The sequence below is a fragment of the Streptomyces rubrogriseus genome (assembly GCF_027947575.1).
Lineage (GTDB): Bacteria > Actinomycetota > Actinomycetes > Streptomycetales > Streptomycetaceae > Streptomyces > Streptomyces rubrogriseus.
Genome location: NZ_CP116256.1, coordinates 3,959,527 through 3,978,042 on the forward strand (window position 1 = coordinate 3,959,527; position 18,516 = coordinate 3,978,042).

Genomic DNA, 18,516 nt, shown 5'->3' on the forward strand with positions numbered 1-18,516 from the left:
TCAACCCCCCAGGTTGAGAGTGAGTTTGGCGACGTCGAACGCCTCGGCATAGCGGGCGTGGCACTCGATGCCGCGGATCCGGGCGAGGCCGAGGAAGGCCTCCCGGTCGTACCAGGGGCGGTGCCGCTGCGAGGGGTAGTGCTCCTGCAGCAGCCGCACCTTCTCTTCGGCGACGTCCTCCGACAGCGGCTGGTACGCCGTCGGGCGGCCCAGGTCGCCGTCCCACTTGACGATCTCGTAGCGCAGCACCAGGTGGTCGCGGAACGCCGTGGTCATCAGCTTCGCCAGACCGCGGTGGTCCTGGTGCGCGTCGTCGGTGCGCGGGGACAGCACCAGCTCCGGCTCGGTCCGCCCGCGCAGCTCCTCGACCGCTGCCTTGGCCTCCTCCCAGTGCGCCGGCATCCGGCCGTCCGGCAGCTTGAGCACCGTCAGCCGCAGGTCGGCGCCTGGGCAGAAGGCGGCCAGCGCGGCCCGCTCCTCCCGCTCCCGCTCGCCGCCACCGCCGGAGAGCACCAGCGCGTCGACGCGCACCCCCGGCCGCGCCAGGCACACCGTCAGCAGCGTGCCGCCGGCGCCGATGGCGATGTCGTCGCAGTGCGCGCCCACCGCGACGATCCGTTCCGGGCCCCCGGCACCCAGGCGTATCACGCGGTCCTCACCCCGGCGGCCGACGTCGCGCCGTCCCGTTCCCACACGGCCCACGGGCGTTCCCCCCGGGCGTAGGCGGCGTCGAGCGCGGCGCGCTCCTTCACCGTGTCGGTCGGCTTCCAGAAGCCCCGGTGCTGGTGCGCCACCAGCCGCCCCCGCTTGGCCAGTTCGGTGCATCCGTCGGCCACCAGGTCCCCGTTCTCCGGGATGTGGTCGAAGACCTCCTGGCGGAGCACGAAGTAGCCGCCGTTCTCCCACAGCGGCAGGTCGCTCACCGCGGTGATGCCGCCGACCAGACCGTCCTCACCGAGGTCCACGCAGTGGAACGAGGACTGCGGCGGCACCACCATCATCGAGGCGCCCGCGTCCCGCCGCGCGAAGGAGTCGATCATCTCGGGCAGCGGCGCGTCGGTGAGCACGTCCGCGTAGTTGGCGAGGAACATCTCGTCGCCGTCCAGGTGGTGCCGCACCCGGCGCAGGCGCTCCCCGATGGGCGACTCGATACCGGTCTGCGCGAACGTGATCGTCCAGTCGGCGATGTCGGTGGAGAGCAGCTCGGTCCGTCCGCCCCGCAGCACGAAGTCGTTGGAGGTCGTCTCCTCGTAGTTGAGGAAGAAGTCCTTGATGTGGTGGGCCCCGTAGCCGAGGCAGAGGATGAACTCCTTGTGCCCGAAGTGCGCGTAGTAGCGCATGACGTGCCAGATCAGCGGCCGCGGGCCGACCATCGCCATCGGCTTGGGCACGTCGTCGGAGGCGCCCTCGCGCATCCGCATCCCGTAGCCCCCGCAGAACAGTACGACCTTCATGCTGTGCCCTTCTCGGACGCGGCCTCGACCACGCTCAGTTCCGGTATGGGGAAGACCAGGCGGCCGCCCCACTCGTGCACGAAGGAGAGCTGCTCGACCAGCTCCTCCCGCAGGTTCCACGGCAGGACGAGGACGTAGTCCGGCCGGTCGGCGGCGATCCGCTCGGGCGACAGGATCGGAATACGGGTGCCCGGGGTGAACCTGCCGTGCTTGTAGGGATTGCGGTCGACCGTGTACGCCAGCAGGTCGGGCCGGATGCCGCAGTGGTTGAGCAGCGTGTTGCCCTTGCCCGGGGCGCCGTAGCCGACCACCGTGTCGCCGCGCTCGGCCGCCTCGATCAGGAACCGCAGCAGGTCCCGGCGCACCTTGGCCACCCGGGAGGAGAACTCGGTGTACCCGGACAGCTCCCGCAGCCCGGCCGCCTTCTCCCGGTCCAGCACGTCACTCACCCGGCGGCTCGGCTCACCCGCCGCCTCGGCGGGCCGCGCCCACAGCCGGATGGAACCCCCGTGCGTGGGCAGCAGCTCGACGTCCACCAGCGCGAGGCCGCCGCTCGCCAGCGCCCGGATCGCGGACGCGACCGTGTAGTACTGGAAGTGCTCGTGGTAGATCGTGTCGTACTGGTTCTCCTCGATCAGGGTCAGCAGGTGCTGCACCTCGATCGAGACCCAGCCGTCGTCGGCGACCATGGCACGCAGTCCCTGGGTGAAGCCGACCACGTCCGGGATGTGCGCGTACACGTTGTTGGCCACCACCAGGTCCGCCGGGCCGTGCTCGGCGGACACGGCCGCGCCGGTGTCCGGGCTCAGGAACTCCGTGAGCGTGGGCACCCCCGCCTCCCGCGCCGCCGCACCGACGTTCACCGACGGCTCCACGCCCAGGCAGCGGATCCCGCGGTCCACCATGTGCCTGAGCAGATACCCGTCGTTGCTCGCCACCTCGACCACGAAGGAGTCCGGGCCGAGGCCCAGCCGCTCCACCGCGCCGGTGACGAACGTCCGCGCGTGCTCCACCCAGGAGCTCGAGTACGAGGAGAAGTACGCGTACTGCGTGAACGTCTCCTCGGGCGTGATCAGCGCGGGAATCTGCGCCAGCCAGCAGTCGGTGCACACCCGCAGGTGCAGCGGGTACGCCGGCTCCGGCCGGTCCAGTTGGTCCGCGGCGAGGAAACTCTCGCACGGCGGAGTCGCTCCCAGATCGACGACGCTCTCCATCGCCGCCGAACCGCAGAGTCGGCATCGTGTCATCTACTGCCCCCATCCCCCCTGCCCGCGCGGACGTCCCCGCCGCGAGCCAGTGCCGACCGCCCCGCGATCGCGGTGCGGTACCCCTCCAGCAGGCGCTCCAGGCCGACGGCCGGGCTGAAGCCCTGCTCGTACCGGCGCCGGGCCGCCCGGCCCATCTCCTGGTTGCGCTCCGGCTCCGCCGCGACCCGGCGGATGCGGGACGCGAGCGAGGCGGCCTCGCCCGGCCGGTGCAGCAGCCCGGTCACCCCGTCGTCGACGAGCTCGGCGAAGGCGCCGTGCCCGGCGGCGACGGCCGGTACCCCCGCCGCCATCGCCTCCACGACCACCAGGCCGAACGCCTCCAGCCACGTCGAGGGAGCCACCACGGCCACCGACCGGGCGAGGGCCTGCCTGCACTGCTCCGGGTCGTACAGGCCGACGTAGCGCACGTCGTCCCGGCCCGCCGCCCAGGCGGTCACCTCGCGTTCCAGCGGCCCCGTGCCGGCGACGACGAGCGGAACGCCCACCCCGCCGTCCGCGGCCAGCTCGTCCCACGCCTCCATGAGCAGCCGTACGCCCTTGGCCTCCGCGAGGCGGCCGAGGTACAGCAGGTGCTCGCCGGGGCCCGCACGGCGCGCCGCGGGGTCGGGCACGAAATTGTGCTTCACCGCCAGCCGTTCGGCCGGCAGGCCCGCCCCCACCAGGACCTCACGCTGCGCCGCCGAGATGCAGAAGAACCGCTCCACACCGGACCACCAGCGCCGCCGGTTCACCGACAGGCCGACCGCGAGCGGCACCGTCGCCAGCCGCGAGTTCCGGTAGCAGCCGTGCCGCACGGCGGGCAGCGGCGCCGCCCCGACGCACTCGGTGCACGGCCGGCCGTCGCGCTGGAGCGTGCCGGGCGGGCAGACCTGCGTGTAGTTGTGCAGCGTGGCGACGGCCGGGACCCCGGCGTCGGCGCAGGCCGCCAGCACCGCCGGGGACAGGAGCGGGAAGACGTTGTGCACGTGCACCACGTCCGGCCGCTCGGTGCGCAGCCGGTCGGCCAGCTCCCTGCGGACCGCCGGGTTCCACGGCACGAGGAGCGGCACGGCGACCTTGCCGAGCAGGGACCGCGAGGCGATGTCGTCACTGCGCCGCTCGAACAGGCCCACTCGGTGGCCGGCCGCGCGCAGCAGCTCCACCTCCTGGTCGACGACGTTGTTCTCGCCGCTCGGCTGGGCCGAGTTGTATCGGTTGTGCACCACGAGGACGTGCATGCTCAGGTCACCTCCGGGGTGCGGGCCCAGCGCGGGACGCGTCGGCGCGGGGGTTCGGGCGTGGCGAGGGGCGTGTCCGCGGCGGGCGAGGCCAGCAGCGAGGCGGCCACGGCGAGGTGCAGCAGGTACGGCGAGGCGTCGCCCAGACCCGCCTCCGTGTACGACGCGAGGGCGCAGTAGCTGATCAGGAAGATCGCACAGGCCCGCGCCGGGGACGGCGGCCGCAGCAACGCGACGCCGCCCAGCACGACGAGGACCGCCGCCACCAGGGCGATGCCGATCAGACCCTGCTCGTGGTAGACGGCCAGCCAGCTGTTGTCGATCGGCAGCCCGTCGAACGACTTGTCGCCCAGGCCGATGCCGAACACCTTCTCGCCGGCCGTCCTGGGGGCCGCCAGCAGGGCGTCCCAGACCTTGGCCCGGCCGGTGAGATTGCTGAAGTTCTCCTCGCTCTGGCCGCGCAGGAACCACGCGTGCAGTGCGGAGGCGAACGCCACCCCGGCCACCGCGGCGCACAGCACCGCCCAGGAGAAGAACCGGCGGGCGGCGGCGCTGGTGAGGGTGAGCGAGCCGATCGCGAGCGTCAGGCCGACGAGCAGACCGAGGGTGGCCGTGCGGGTATGGGTCAGCACCAGCAGGAGCAGGGACGGAACGATCACCAGGGCCGCGCTGCGCCGGTCGGTCTGGCGGCTCAGCACGAGCAGCAGGGCGAGGCCGATGATCACCGCGGCGTACTGGCCGATCTGGGGCGGGGTGAGCGGCCACAGAGCACCGACCAGCCGCCCGCCGTACAGGTCGGGCATGGCCGCACCCGGTGAGACGAGCGCGCCCGCGGCCACCGTGCAGAGCACCGCGAAGTACATCCGGATGTGGTGCCGGACGAACGTGGCGCCGCCGTCCCACCAGCGGCTGAGCAGCCACAGAGTGCCCACGAAGAGGGCCAGCCGGGCACAGCGGAACAGCGCGCCGACCCCGGACTCCAGGTCCGCGCTGGAGATCACGCTCGGCACCAGCAGCAGGGTGAGCAGGAACAGGAAGGCGCTGGCGCGCACCCGCAGCCGGAGATTGAGCGCGAGCGCCAGCGAGAACGCGACGGCCAGCGCGCCCATGGTGACCATCTGGATGAGCGAGCGGGGCAGCGGGACGACGGTCTCCGCCCCCGTGGAGCCGAGCGTGTTGAGGATCAGCAGCCCCCAGACCGTCCCGACCAGCTTCGGCGTGCGCCCGGTCTCCATCTCAATCACCGTCCCCGGCACGTAGGGAACTGTCCGCGTCCTGCCGGTAGGGCGCGCCCCGCCACTGCCCGAAGTCGAGCACCCGGCTCGGGTCGTGGGCGACGAACTTCCACGGTCCGACGTAGACGTTGTCGTGCCAGCGGTTGTCCTGGCGGAGCGTGACGGCCTCGGCCACCCGCTCGCCCTGGTACGGCGACCAGTCCGGATAGGTGCCGTAGTTGGCCAGCAGCGCCATGCGGTCGCAACCGTCCGTGCACTCGACGACGGACTTGTCCAGGGTGAAGCGGTTGTCGTGGATGTCCACCCGCTGGGTCTTCCACCGGCAGTCCGCGTACAGCGGCGCGCTCGCGATCGCCGGGCGGACACAGCGGTCGACGTCCTCCACCAGCAACGTGCAGTCGCCCGAGGAGGTGTTGGCCGGGCTGTTGCAGAACCGGTCCGCGTTCTCCCACAGGGTGATGCCCGACCAGTTGTCCTCCAGCACGTTCCGGTAGATCTCGATCCTGTCCGTGCGCGCCTCGACCCGGGGTTCGCCGCCCGACTCGGAGATGTACACGGTGGCGTACGGGAAGTCGTCGCCGCCGTCGGTGTTCTCGCGGCCCTCGACCCAGTTGTTGCGCCGGACGGTGTTCTCGCGGACGACGGCGTTGTAGCTGGTCTCGTAGATCAGCGCGGCACCGTCGTTGCCCTCCAGCACGTTGTCCTCGATGAGGAAGTCGTTGTTGTTGGTGTCCGCCCACAGGCCGGTCCCGCGGTTGTGGTGCACCCAGTTGCCGCGCACGTCGGCGCCCTGGACGGCCCAGAACTTGACGCCCCCCGTGCAGCCGCAGCCCGGCCGCTTGCGCTCCCAGTCGCCGGTGTTGTTGCCCGTGATCTCGTTGCCCTCGACCACGAGGTCGTTGATGACGCCGTTGCCCTTGTACGCGTTGATGCCGTACTGGCCGTTGTCGCGCAGACAACTGGCCCGGACCTGCTGGCGGTCACCGGCCATCAGTCCGGCGCCGGAGTTCCGCTGGATCGTGGCGTGCTCGATCACCCAGCCGTCGGCCGAGTCGTGGTTGACCACGCCCTCGTCGTGGGGCGCGTCGAAACCCTGCACGGTGAGATGGCTGATGGTGACGTCCCGCGCGGCGCCGCCGAACGCGTACTGGTTGGTCTTGCGGCCGTCGAGCACCGCGCCGGGCGCGCCGAGGTAGCGGTTCCCCTCCTTGGGGACGACCTGGGAGTACCGGTCGGACGCGAGCCGGTGCTTGCCCGGCCGGAGCCAGAAGGTCGTGCCGGCGGGGCTGTTCCGGGTCTTGTCGGCCAAGTCGCCGACGACCGCCGGATCGACGGTCACCGCACCCGCCGGCGCCTTCGCCGGACCGGCGGCGGGCTTCTCGCACACCCGGGCCACCTCCCGCGTCCCGGACGGGGAGGACGGCGCGGTCGGCTCAGGAGCCTTGGCGTCCGGCGTACCGGTACAGCCGGCCGCCAGCAGCGCCAGCGCCAGCGCCAGCGACGCCGCGGCCGGTACGGCCCCGCTCCGGCACCCGATCCTCATGCGTCCTCCCTCCTTCCCCGCCTAGCCGCGAAAGCCGAGTACGGTCGTGAACTCCCGCACGCCGTCGGTGACACCGGTGCCGACCAGGGTGGTGGCCGGTTCCTTGCGCCCGAAGCCGGGGGAGTACCAGCCCAGCGGCGGGTCGGTCTCCCCGCGATGCGCCCGCCAGGACAGTCCGCCGGGCAGGTCGAGCACCGCGGAGCGTTCCTCGCCGTCCCGGGTCCAGGTGAGCGCGGCGCGGCTGCCCACCAGGTCCGCGGCGACCGCCGGACCCAGGTGGAACGCCAGGCGCACGGACCGGCGCGGGCCGCGCACCTCGTCCACCACCCGCAGCTCCCGGCTCGCGGCCGTCAGCTCCACCCGGCGGCGGTGCACGGAGTCCCCGTACCCGTCGTGCTCGGCGCACCAGCGGGACACCTTCTCGTCGGACGTGTCCACGGCCAGGACCCGGGTGCGGGCGTGCCGGGTCCACAGGAACGGGCCGCCGGAGACGGACTGGTCGGCGCCGTCCAGCTCCAGGGTGTTGTGGCCGAGCGTCGAGCGGAAGTACCCCCGCCACGCGGGCTGCCCGTGGTAGCAGTACGTCCCCGGGTCACAGAGCACGTCGACCCCGTCGTGCCGGACCTCCACCGACAGCGCGTCCGCGTGGGCGTGCGCGGCGATGGACAGGAAGCCGTGCGGACCGCCGTCGCAGCGGCACCAGATCCCGCCGGGACCGCGCAGCACCGTGAGCCCCGCGTCCGCGAAGTGGGCCGGCCTGCGCGCCGGGCGGGCCACGGCCCGGCCCGCTCCGTCCCCGCCGTACGGCCGGACCAGCGCCGCCAGCAGCGGGGTGCGCACATCCGTGCCGGTCACCGTCGGCCACCAGGGGAGCGAACCGAACACGGCGTCCCCGGTGGCGAGCAGCGAGCCCCAGCGGTCGGTGCCCGCGCCGTCCACCACCAGGCCGTGGCCGTCGTCCGCGTCCCCCTGCCGCGGCGGCCGCAGCCGGTCGTCCACGACGGCGGCGAGCGCGTCGGTCATCCGCAGCAGCACCAGCCGGACCGTCGTCGGAACCGGCACACCGGCGGCGTCCGCCTCCGCCACCGCGGCCAGGCCGAGTTCCAGCACCAGCCCGTGGTACTCGGTGGCCAGCTCCCGGTTGAGGCCGGAGAGGAACGTGTTGCCGCGCAGATGCCGCTCCAGCGACCGCAGCGCGTCGTCCCGCCACCGTACCGACTCGGGGAACCACCCGAAGGCACAGGCCGCGGCCAACTGCCCCGCGGCCTCCGCCACGACGTGGTTGTTCGCCGACGAACCCCGGCTGGGGAAGGCGGCCAGCCAGCGCTGGTGGTGCCAGATCTGCTTCAGCGCCGCCGGGTTGCCCTCGAAGAGCGCGGCGGCGCCCGGCCAGCCGTCGAGCAGCCGGCGGATCCACACCCAGGACAGCAGCCGGATCCCCAGCTCGATGCCGCTGACCCAGTGCACCCCGCGCAGCGGCGCGTTGGACGCCCACCACGACCGCAGGTGCTCGGCCACGCGCTCGGCGTACCGCTCGTCGCCGGTGACGGCGTAGGCCGCGGCGAGCACGGTGAGGTACTGGTGCCGGGACGGCTCCCAGATCTGCTTGATGTCCCCTACCGCCTCCTCGTCGCGGTACGGCACGTCGAAGGCGTAGCCCCACGGCGCCCGGCGCCCGGTCTTCGAGTCGAAGCACCAGTCCGGATCGACCAGGTCGTCCCGGAGCACGCCGAAGTACTCGACGTGCCCGGCCAGCAGGCGGTCCGCCTCGGCGACGAGGCGCTTCGCGGCGTCCGGCGGCACCGCGGCGATCGTCCCGGCGGGCAGGACCGCGGTGAACCGGGCCCCGGTCACGTCCGGGGCGGCCGGCCGCACCGACCGCCACCGTCGCCTGCGGACCGTGTCGCCCACCCGGCCGCCCACCTCGCGCGGCCCCATCCGGGACAGCCGCCGCAGGTACCAGCCCGCACTCCCCGGGGTCACGGTCATCGCGCCTCCGCCAGATCCACCGGAGCACCGGCGGCCAGAGCGGTCCGCACGGCGAGGGTGGCCGCCGTGGTGGCGACCAGCGACTCGAGCGGCACCGGCATCGGCCCGCCGGTCCGCACCGCCCGGACGAACGCGGCCAGTTCGGCCGACTGGCCCTTGTCCCGGGCCTTGGGCAGCCGCGAACTGACCCACCGCTTGCGGCCGTCGTAGACCGAACTGCGGACGAAGTCGTCGAGCTGCAGCACCTTGCCGTCCGCGACCAGGTCCAGCGTCTCCTTGGGGAAGCCGGCCGCGCCGGTGGTGACGTAGCTGAGGGTGGCGGTGGACCCGTCCGGATAGCCCAGCACGACCTGGAGGTCCTCGTTGCCCGACGGGGCGAGCGCGTACACCGAGACCGGGTCGGCCCCGAGCAGCCAGCTCGCCGTGTCGACGAAGTGCCCGCCCTCACCGGCGAACCGCGAGCCCTCGGTGCCCTGCTGGAGGTACCAGCTGCCGTGGTCGAGCCGCCCCGCGTTGACGAGGTAGCGCAGGCTGGCCGGCCCGGTGCGGGCGCCGAACCGCTTCCTGGCCTCCTGGAGCAGCGGCGCGAACCGGCGGTTGAAGCCCACCTGCAACCGGTCGTTGCCGGACTCCTCCACCGCCGCGAGCACTCCGGTCAGCTCGTCCCCGGTCAGCGCCAGCGGCTTCTCCACGAAAACGGCCTTGCCGGCCAGCAGCGCCTTGCGGGTCAGTTCGGCGTGCGAGCTGTGCCGGGTGACCACGAACACCGCGTCCACGGACGCGTCGCCGAGCACGGCGTCCAGATCGGTGGTCGCCCGTCCGAACCCGAACTTCCGCTGCGCGTTGGCCGCGGACAGCGCCGTCGTGGTGACGACCGTGGACAGCTCGACGCCCTCGCGCCGGGCCAGATGCGGCAACAGCATCGACGTCGCGTAGTTGCCGGCGCCGACGAAGGCCAGGCGCACCGGTGTCCGGGCGGCCCGTGCCGGCGCGGACGCGTTGCCGCCGCGCCGCACCGCGGGCACCGTCACCGCCGGTGCCCCGGCCGGCGCCTCGCCGTCGGGCTGCCCGGGGTAGCGGAACAGCACGGCGACGGCCTTGAGGGCGCCGTCCTGCAGACTCCGGTACGTCTCGACCGCGTCGTCGAAGTCGGCGGTACGGGTGATCAGCGGCGCCACGTCGACCCGGCCCCGGGCGACGAGGTCGAGGAAGCAGGCCAGATTGCGCCGCTCGGTCCAGCGCACGTAGCCGATCGGGTAGTCCCGCCCCTCCAGCTCGTACTCCGGGTCGTAGCGACCGGGGCCGTAGGAGCGGGAGAACCGGACGTCCAGCTCCTTCTCGTAGTACGCGTTCCACGGCAGGTCCAGGCGGCACTTGCCGATGTCGACGACCCGGCCGCGGTCCCGGCACAGCCGCGCGGCCAGTTCGACGGGCTGGTTGCTGCCGCCGCCGGCCGCCAGGTACACCTGGTCCACGCCGTGGCCGTCGGTGAGTTCGGCGACGGCGCTCTCCACGGCCGGGGACGCGGGGTCGCCGCAGGCGGCGGCGCCCAGCCGCTCGGCCAGCTCGCAGCGTTCCGCGTCGGGGTCCGCACCGACCACCCGGACGCCGGAGGCGACGAGCAGCTGCACCACCAGCTGGCCGATCAGACCGAGCCCGATGACCAGAGCCGTCTCGCCGAGCCGCGACTCGCCCTGGCGGACGCCCTGCAGCGCGATCGAACCGACGGTGCCGAAGGCCGCGTCCCGCGGCGCGAGACCGTCCGGCACCGGGGCGTACAGGTTCCGCGGCACCCAGTTCAGCTCGGCGTGCAGGGCGTGCTCGTTGCCGGCGCAGGCCACGAGGTCGCCGGCCTTCACGTCGTCGATGCCCTCGCCGACCTGCTCGACCACCCCGCACAGCGAGTAGCCGAGGGGGGTGTAGGAGTCCAGCTTGCCCATCACCTTGCGGTAGGTGGCGGGCACCCCGTTGGTGGCCACGCTCTGCACGACCTTGGCCACCTGGTCCGGCCGGGACCTGGCCTTGCCGAGCATCGACATGCCGGCCTCGGACACCTTCATCAGCTCGGTGCCGGTGGAGATCAGGGAGTAGGCGGTCCGCACCAGCACACCGCCCGGCTTGCAGCCCGGCACCGGCACGTCGAGCAGCGCCAGCTCGCCGCTCTTGTAGTTCTGCACAACCTGTTTCACCGAAGGTCCTCTTGTCTCTCTGCCGGTCGTGGTGCGGGGGAGGTGCTGAGGTGTAGGGGGTGCCGAGGTGCAGTGGGAGTGCCGAGGTGCTAAGCCGTCGACGAGGAATGGTGGCCGGACCCGGAGGTCGCGCCGCGGTACCAGTACTCGAGGGTCAGCACGTGCCACAGGTGTTTGGAGAAGTCCCGCTGCCCGGCGGCGTCCTCGGCGACCAGCCGCCGCAGCGCGTCCCGGCGCAGGAAGCCGGACCTGACGAGTTCGCCGTCGTTCACCACCTCGCGCACCAGCGGCGCCAGGTCACGGCTCATCCAGGCCCGTAGCGGGGCGCTGAACAGGCCCTTGGGCCGGTACACGATCTCCCGGGGCAGTACCGAGGTGGCCGCCTCCTTCAGGACGGCCTTGCCCTGCCGCCCGACGATCTTGCGGTCACCGGGCACGGCGAACGCCGCCTTCACCACCTCGACGTCCACGTACGGCACCCGCACCTCGGTCGACGCGGCCATGCTGGAGCGGTCCGTGTAGGCGAGGTTCAGGCCCGGCAGGAACATCCGGGCGTCGGCCAGGCACATGCGGTTCACGAAGTCGTCGAGGTCGTTGTCCTCGTAGACGTCCGCGTGCTCGGTCAGCACGTCCTCGACCGTGCCCGCCAGATCCGGATCGATCAGGCCGAGCAGCTCCTCCCGGTCGTACATCGTGTAGCTGCGCCTGAAGGCGGTCTCCTGCGGCAGGTCGGCGAAGGACAGGAACCGCTTCGCGAAGCGCACCGACCGGTACCCCCGGCGGCTGGACGCGACCGGCAGCCGGCCCACGGCCGCGGACACCCCGCGCCGCAGCGGCCGCGGGACGCGCTGGTAGCGCAGCGCCAGCACGTTGGCCAGGTGCTTGCGGTAGCCGGCGAACAGCTCGTCGGCGCCCATCCCCGAGAGCATCACCTTGACCCCGGCCTCCCGGGCGGCCGAGCAGATCAGGAAGGTGTTGATCGCGGCGGGGTCGCCGATCGGCTCGTCCAGGTGGTACGTCATCCGCGGCAGCAGGTCGAGCACGTTCGGGGCGATCTCGATCTCGTGCAGATCGACGCCGAACCGCTCGGCCACCTGCCGGGCGTAGCGCAGGTCGTCGGGCATCGCCTCGAACCTGGCGTCCTCGGCGCGGAACCCGATCGTGTAGGCGGAGATCCCGGGCCGGTCGCGGGCCGCCAGCGCGGTCAGATAGCTGGAGTCCAGCCCGCCGGAGAGGAACGTCGCCACCGGCACGTCGGAGAGCAGGTGGCGCCGGGTCGACTCCTCGACGACGGCGGCGAGGTCCGGCCGCTCGCCGCTCCGGGCCCGCTCCCGGCCCGCGGCGGCGACGTCCCGCAGGTTCCAGAACCGGCCGCGCTCCACCCGGCCGTCGGGCCGGCACCGCAGCCAGCTGCCCGGCGGCAGCTTCTCCGCCTCGCGGAACGCGCAGCGCGAGTCCGGCACCCAGTAGTACAGCAGCGAGGCCACCAGCGCCGCGTGGTCCACCTCCAGCTTCCCGCCGGTCGCGGTGGCGAGCGCCTTGAGCTCGGAGGCGAACACCAGGCCCGTGCCGCGCCGGAGCAGGAACAGCGGCTTGATGCCGAGCTGGTCGCGGGCGAGCACCAGTTCACCGGTGCGCTCGTCGAAGACCGCGAACGCGAACATGCCGCGCAGCCGCGGCAGACAGTCCGTGCCCCAGCGCCGCCAGGCCTCCAGGACCACCTCCGTGTCCGAGGTGCCGCGGAAGCGGGCCCCGGCCGACTCCAGTTCGGTGCGCAGCTCGGGCGCGTTGTACAGCTCGCCGTTGTACGACAGGGCGAGCCCGTCCGAGACCATCGGCTGGGCCCCGGTCCCGGACAGGTCGATGATGGCCAGCCGGCGGTGCCCGAGGTGCACCTCGCCCACGCCGGCCGGATGGCTGTAGCGGCCCGCCCCGTCCGGACCGCGGTGGGCGAGGACGTCGGTGAGCCGGTCGGTCACGGCCTTGCCGTCCGGCCAGTGGTACGTGCCTGCGATGCCGCACATGTGCTACCGCGCCTCCTGATCGCTGTCCGGGACCGTCGCGGCCGGCATCGAAGGCCGTTCCGCCCGGAGCCGGCCTTCCCCCACTGCCTGGACGGCGTGGGAGGTCCCCCCACCGTTGTGCCGCTTCGGCCGTTCGCCGGGGACCCGCCGCGCGAGGTGCGGACCGTCCCACAGCGTGCCGTCGGTCCGGTCACGCGGATCGGGGTCGATCAGGACCACGCCGATCACCGCGATGCGCTGGTCGGCGAGCTGCCGCGCCACGGTGTGCAGCCACGCGGTGCTGCCGTGCCCGGCCCGCACGACGAGCACCGTCCGGCTGCCGAGGTACCGCAGGTCGGTCCAGGCCGTGCCGGGCGCCACCGAGCCGACGCCGAGCCTGCGCCCCTGGTGCCCCTCGGCCGTGGCCCCTTCGCCGCTCAGCACGGTCGGGCCGCCGGTCCCCCGGTGGGCGCCCGCGAGCCGCGTGCCGGGCAGACCGTCGACGACGACCACGGGCCCGTCCGCCTCCAGCGCCCCGGCGACGTCCAGGGCGATCAGACCGGTGCCGCGCGCACAGCCCAGTTCCAGCAGGGACACCGGTTCCGCGGAGCCGCGCACGAGGCGGGTCAGGGTGGTGGTGAGCCGTTCACGTGCCGCCCGGCTCCGCCGGCGCCGCCACGACCGGGCCGACCGGCGCGGCCCGCGGCGCAGCTCCGCCAGGACGGAGGCGCCCAGGTTCGCCGCTATCTCCCGGCGCAGCACCGGGCGGTCCGCGACCACGGCGCCCACCGCGGAGAGCGCGAGCCCGAGGACGAGGCCGAGGACGAGCCCGATGGCGGCGTCGGTACCCACGGCCCTGGGCAGCGACTGCTCCACCGCGTGCGGGGCGTCCACGATCTGCGTGCCGGCGACGACCTCGGGCGTGCCGGTGAGCGCTTCCGCGGCCCGCTGGTCGAATTCGGCGATCCGCGAGTCGAGCTCGGCCCGGCGGGCGAAGAGCGACTCGATGCTCGCCGACGCCTTCGGTTCGTCGTCCGGTGAGCGGTCCCCGATCGCGCTGTTGACCTCGGCCAGCTCCTTGCGCATACGGTCGCGCTGGTCCAGCAGGGACTTGGACTCGGCCTCGGCGGCCTCCCGCATCCGCCGCACGTGGTCCGCGACGAACGTGTCGGCCAGTGCCTTGGCCCGGGCGACCGCTTCCGCGTCGCTGTCGGCCGTCACGTCGATCCGCAGCAGGTTGTTGGTCAGCCCGGTGCCCCGGTAGTCCCGCATGAAGTCCTCCGGGTTCTCCCGGGAACCGAGGGACCGCAGCGCGGCGGCGGCGATCCGCGTGGTGTCCAGCAGCTCGACATCCGTGCGGATCAGCGTTCCGGTGTCGTTGGGCTGGTCGTCCTTGTGCGCGACCAGCACCTTGGTCACCGCGGTCGGCCGGGGCGGCAGCAGGACCGCCACCGCAGCGCCGAGCAGCAGACCCAGCAGGGCCAGACAGCCCCACACCCGCCGTCGTCTGCGCACCGCCACGACCAGTGCCTGCAGGTCCAGCAGGGGAGCGGAGGCCGACGGCTGCGAAGCCGTGCCCGTCGTCGTCATGCGGCACCTCCCGTCGCGTGGTCGTGCACCGCAGCCCCTGCGGCGGCGTCCCCCCGGGACGCGTCGGCCGACGCCGACGGACGGGCGGCCCGGACCGCGCCGGCGACGACGACGCCGACGACCTCGTGCCCGCCGTCCGCGCACGCCTCGGCGACACCGGCGAGTTCCTCGGCGGTACGGGCGCCCGCGCTGAGCACGACCAGCGCCCCCGACTCGGTGTCGCGGTCGGGCACCATCGGCCGGGCCACCGAGACCTCCACCACCCGCAGCCGCGGATCGTCCCCGGCGTCGGCGGCGAGCTGTCCGGCCGCCCGGCGGGCCACCTCGTCGTCGTCCGGCACGACGACCAGCAGCCGCCGGGCCGTGGGCACCCGTTCCCGCAGGCGGGCCCGGACCCGCCGGTAGCGGAGCCGCCGGCCGACCTCGTCGCCGGAGGACCGCGGGGCCGGCAGGTCCCACCGGACGTCGACGCCCAGCAGCCGCCGGAACCGGGCCCGCGCGCCGCGCGCCTTCGGGCGGTGGGCGCGCCGGTCACCGGGTACGTCCACGGTTCCCAGCAGCGCCGTGCCCAGCGCCGCGGCGATCTCGGATTCGGAGCGCAGCCGCCGGTTCACCCGCGCCGCGGTGAGATGAGCGATGACGGCGAGCACGAAGAACAGCAGCGCACCGCCGCCGATCAGCTGCAGCCGCGTCGGCGGAGCCTCGCCGGCCGGCCGGGCCGCCGGACCCATGACGACCATGCCGGCCCGGTTGTTCGCCGGATCGGCCTCCTCCAGCTTCTGCATGGCGTCCTGCAGCGCGCTGCGCAGCTTCTCCAGCTCGGTGCGGGCCTGGACGCTTTCTACGGTCTGCCCGGGATCGGCCGCGTTGGCCAGGTCGGTGATGCGGCGGTTGGTCCGTGTCACCTGCTCCCGCAGCGCCTCCGGCCCAGCGGCGGCCTCGTCGGTGCCGGTGGTGCCGCCGGCGATCCGCGCCGCGTACGTCACGAACTGCTGGGCCATCTCGTCGGAGAGCCGCTGCGCACGCTCCGGGGTTTCGGCCGTCCCCGAGATCTTGACGATGTTCCCGTCGGCGGTCTCGGCGCTCACCCTCTCGCGCAGCTCGCTCTTGCCCACCCCGTTCCAGCGCAGCTCGTCGGCCGTTCGGTCGACCACCGCCGAGCTGGTCGCGATCTCCACCTGTGTGACCAGCTCGCGCTGCTCCCACTGCCCCGGCAGCAGGACCGAGGCCGATGCCGTGTAGCGCGGCGGGAACAGCACCGAGACGCCGTAGCCGACGAGCGCGCCCACCACGACGAGGACGGCGAGCAGCCGCCGGCGCCGTCGGAGAATTCGCCCGACCGTGACCAGGCGTATCGTGTCATCGCTCAACTGCGCGGCCTTTTCCCTGCTTTGAACCCTGTTCGGACCGGGGCGCCCGCCGACACCGGAGTGTGGTCACGGCAGGCGGCGGCGTACGCGGCGAGCAGCGCCGCCTGCGAGTTGCGCCAGGAGAGCTGTCCGGTGACCCGCTCCTGGCCGATCTTGCCCATCCGGGCGCGCTCGTCCGGATCGTCCAGTAACCGTGCGACGAGCCGGGCGAACGCCGACTCGTCGTTGGCGGGTGCGTACAGGGCGGCCTCCCCGGCGGAGACCCGCGCCTCGCGGAGGTCGAACGAGACGATCGGCCGGCCCATCGCCATGTACTCCAGGACCTTGTTCATCGTCGACACGTCGTTGAGCGGATTGCGGGGGTCGGGGGAGAGGCACACGTCCGCGGTGGAGAGGTGGCGCACCAGGTCGGCGTCCGGAATGCGCCCGGTGAACCGCACCTGCTCGCCGAGCCCCAGCGACCGGGACAGCTCCACCATCGCGTCGAAGGCGTCGCCGGAGCCGACGAACACCGCGTGCCAGTCCGTCCGACCGAGCTCGTCGCGCAGTTTCGCGAGGGCCCGCAGGGCGTAGTCGACGCCGTCCTGGGGTCCCATGACGCCCAGGTAGCACAGCAGATGGGGCTTGCCCCGCTTCAACTCCGGTTCGGGCGGCACCGGCTGGAAGCGGTCGGTCGCGGGTGCGCTGCGCACCACGAAGACGTCGTCGGGGCGGCGGCCGCCCCGGCGTATCGCGACGTCCTTGTAGCTCTCGTTCGTGGCGAGCACGACGTCCGCGGCCCGGTAGGTCCACCGTTCCAGCGCGCACACGGCGCGGTAGAGCAGGTCCTTGCCGCGGCCGAACCGGGACAGGTACAGCTCGGGTATCAGGTCGTGCTGGTCGAAGACGAACCGCGCACCGCGCCTCTTCAGCCACAAGGCCGGCAGGAACAGCAGGTCCGGCGGGTTGCAGGCATGGACCACGTCGACCGGGCCGACCCGGCGGGCCAGCCGGGCCGTGTGCCAGAGCGCCGCCCCGTACTCACGCAGGTAGCCGGCCGGGCCTCCGGTGGCGGCGCGCAACGGGTAGCGGTGGATGTGCACCCCGTCGACGACCGCTTCCGGCTCCGTGTCCCGCTTGCTGCCCCGGGGGCAGATGACGTGCACGTCCCAGCCCGCGTCGCGCAGGGTCGTCGCCTCCTGCCAGACCCGCCGGTCGAAGGGCACCGACAGGTTCTCCACCAGGATCAGGGCGCGCCGACCCGGCCGGTCGCCGGCTGTGCCACCGAACGGCGCTTCACCAGACGTCGTGTCACCAAGCAAGGCCCATGTACCCCGGTTCGGTCCGGCGCGCGTCGGCGTCGGGAAGGTGGATGAGGTCGATCAGCAGCGGCCCGGCGCCGTGGGGCAGCGCCGACAGCACGGCCGGATCCCTGGTCCCGACCAGGCACACCTCGGCGTGGTCGAGGACCTCGTCGACGGAGTCCGCGAGCAGTTGGGCGAGGTGCGGCAGCCGGGTCTCGACGTACTCGCGGTTCGCGCCGAGCAGCCGGGACAGGCTCACGTTGGCGTCGTGGATTTTGAGGTCGTAGCCCTTGCCGAAGAGGCGCTCCGCCAGTTCTACGAGCGGACTCTCGCGGAGGTCGTCGGTGCCGGGTTTGAAGGACAGTCCGAACATCCCCACCCGGCGCTTCCCGGTGCGCTCCACCAGCTCGACCGCGCGCTCCAGGTGCGCGGAGTTGGAGGGCAGCACGTGGGAGAGGATGGGCACCGACACGTCGGCCCGCTGTGCCGCGTGGACCAGGCTCCGCAGGTCCTTGGGCAGGCAGGAGCCGCCGAAGGCGAAACCGGGCCGCAGGTAGGCGGGGCTGATGTTCAGCTTGCGGTCGGCCAGGAACACGTCCATCACCTGGTGCGAGTCCACCCCGAGTGCCTGGCACACCGCGCCCAGCTCGTTCGCGAAGCCGATCTTGAGGCCGTGGAAGGCGTTGTCGGCGTACTTGATCGCCTCGGCCGTCGCGACCGGCACCCGGAACACCTCGCCGGGCAAGCTGTCGTACAGGGCCAGCACCGCGTCGCCGCTGGCCGGGTCGAGTTCGCCGATGACGGTCTTGGGCGGGTCGAAGAAGTCCCGCACGCTCGTGCCCTCGCGCAGGAACTCCGGGTTGACCGCGACCCCGAAGTCCACCCCGGCGGTGCCGCCGACGTACTTCTCCAGGATCGGCACCAGCAGGTTCGTGCAGGTGCCGGGGAGCATGGTGCTGCGGAACACCACGGTGTGCCGCCCGCCGCCCCCGCCCCGTTCGGCCAGCGCGGCGCCGATCTCCTCGGTGACGCGTTCCAAGTACGTGGTGCACAGGCTGCCGTTGGGCTCCGACGGGGTGCCCACGCAGATCAGGGATATCTCGCTCTCCATGATCGCCTCGCGGACGTCGCCGGTGGCGCGCAGTGCTCCGCTGCCCACGACCTCGGCGATCAGCTCGCCGATCCGCTCCTCGACCACCGGGGCCTTGCCGTCGTTGACCAGGTCGACCTTCACCTGGTTCACATCCACCCCGACGACCTGGTGCCCCATGCCGGCCAGGCACGCGGCCGACACGCAGCCCACGTAGCCGAGGCCGAAAACGCTGACCCTCATGACCCGTTCCTCCCCCCAGGCAGGCCTTGACGGCCTGCGGTC

At 73.1% G+C, this 18,516-nt stretch carries 13 protein-coding genes; all 13 read right to left on the reverse strand.

The genetic code is table 11. The features are described 5' to 3' along the window. The 13 genes from Sru02f_RS18145 to Sru02f_RS18205 all read right to left on the reverse strand — a co-directional run bounded on the left by Sru02f_RS18145 (position 1) and on the right by Sru02f_RS18205 (position 18,474). A complete protein-coding gene (locus Sru02f_RS18145; protein WP_109031468.1) occupies positions 1-648 on the reverse strand; it encodes a PIG-L deacetylase family protein in 648 nt (215 codons plus the stop codon). Then, a complete protein-coding gene (locus Sru02f_RS18150; RefSeq protein ID WP_109031056.1) occupies positions 645-1,454 on the reverse strand; it encodes a glycosyltransferase family protein in 810 nt (269 codons plus the stop codon). Before Sru02f_RS18150 ends, Sru02f_RS18145 begins: the two co-directional genes overlap by 4 nt. Then, complete coding sequence (locus Sru02f_RS18155) at positions 1,451-2,701, reverse strand: class I SAM-dependent methyltransferase (protein WP_109031057.1); 1,251 nt, start codon at positions 2,699-2,701, stop codon at positions 1,451-1,453. The genes Sru02f_RS18150 and Sru02f_RS18155 overlap by 4 nt, the downstream gene beginning before the upstream one ends. Continuing rightward, entirely contained in the window at positions 2,698-3,939 is a 1,242-nt protein-coding gene (locus Sru02f_RS18160; protein ID WP_109031058.1) for a glycosyltransferase, read from the reverse strand. The genes Sru02f_RS18155 and Sru02f_RS18160 overlap by 4 nt, the downstream gene beginning before the upstream one ends. A 2-nt stretch (positions 3,940-3,941) precedes the next feature. Then, a complete protein-coding gene (locus tag Sru02f_RS18165) occupies positions 3,942-5,174 on the reverse strand; it encodes a hypothetical protein (RefSeq protein ID WP_109031059.1) in 1,233 nt (410 codons plus the stop codon). Between the two features lies 1 nt (position 5,175). Beyond that, on the reverse strand, positions 5,176-6,717 hold the full coding sequence (locus tag Sru02f_RS18170; RefSeq protein WP_109031060.1) for a right-handed parallel beta-helix repeat-containing protein: 1,542 nt from the start codon (positions 6,715-6,717) through the stop codon (positions 5,176-5,178). Between the two features lie 21 nt (positions 6,718-6,738). Beyond that, positions 6,739-8,706, reverse strand: coding sequence for a heparinase II/III family protein (locus Sru02f_RS18175; protein WP_167469408.1), 1,968 nt, complete (start codon positions 8,704-8,706; stop codon positions 6,739-6,741). Then, positions 8,703-10,895 (reverse strand): bi-domain-containing oxidoreductase, encoded by a 2,193-nt coding sequence (locus Sru02f_RS18180; protein ID WP_174855040.1) that lies wholly within the window; start codon positions 10,893-10,895, stop codon positions 8,703-8,705. The genes Sru02f_RS18175 and Sru02f_RS18180 overlap by 4 nt, the downstream gene beginning before the upstream one ends. Before the next feature lie 89 nt (positions 10,896-10,984). Then, positions 10,985-12,919: an asparagine synthase (glutamine-hydrolyzing) gene (gene asnB / locus Sru02f_RS18185; RefSeq protein WP_109031062.1), complete on the reverse strand. Its 1,935-nt coding sequence runs from the start codon at positions 12,917-12,919 to the stop codon at positions 10,985-10,987. A 3-nt stretch (positions 12,920-12,922) separates the two neighbouring features. Then, positions 12,923-14,488 carry a Wzz/FepE/Etk N-terminal domain-containing protein gene (locus Sru02f_RS18190; RefSeq protein ID WP_109031063.1) on the reverse strand — a complete coding sequence of 522 codons (1,566 nt, stop codon included), beginning with the start codon at positions 14,486-14,488 and terminating at the stop codon, positions 12,923-12,925. Beyond that, positions 14,485-15,858, reverse strand: a complete 1,374-nt coding sequence (locus Sru02f_RS18195; protein ID WP_373103479.1) for a Wzz/FepE/Etk N-terminal domain-containing protein — start codon at positions 15,856-15,858, stop codon at positions 14,485-14,487. Before Sru02f_RS18195 ends, Sru02f_RS18190 begins: the two co-directional genes overlap by 4 nt. Further along, complete coding sequence (locus tag Sru02f_RS18200; protein ID WP_167469409.1) at positions 15,855-17,159, reverse strand: glycosyltransferase family 4 protein; 1,305 nt, start codon at positions 17,157-17,159, stop codon at positions 15,855-15,857. Before Sru02f_RS18200 ends, Sru02f_RS18195 begins: the two co-directional genes overlap by 4 nt. After that, on the reverse strand, positions 17,149-18,474 hold the full coding sequence (locus Sru02f_RS18205; protein ID WP_109031066.1) for a nucleotide sugar dehydrogenase: 1,326 nt from the start codon (positions 18,472-18,474) through the stop codon (positions 17,149-17,151). The genes Sru02f_RS18200 and Sru02f_RS18205 overlap by 11 nt, the downstream gene beginning before the upstream one ends. Positions 18,475-18,516: the final 42 nt, after the last annotated feature.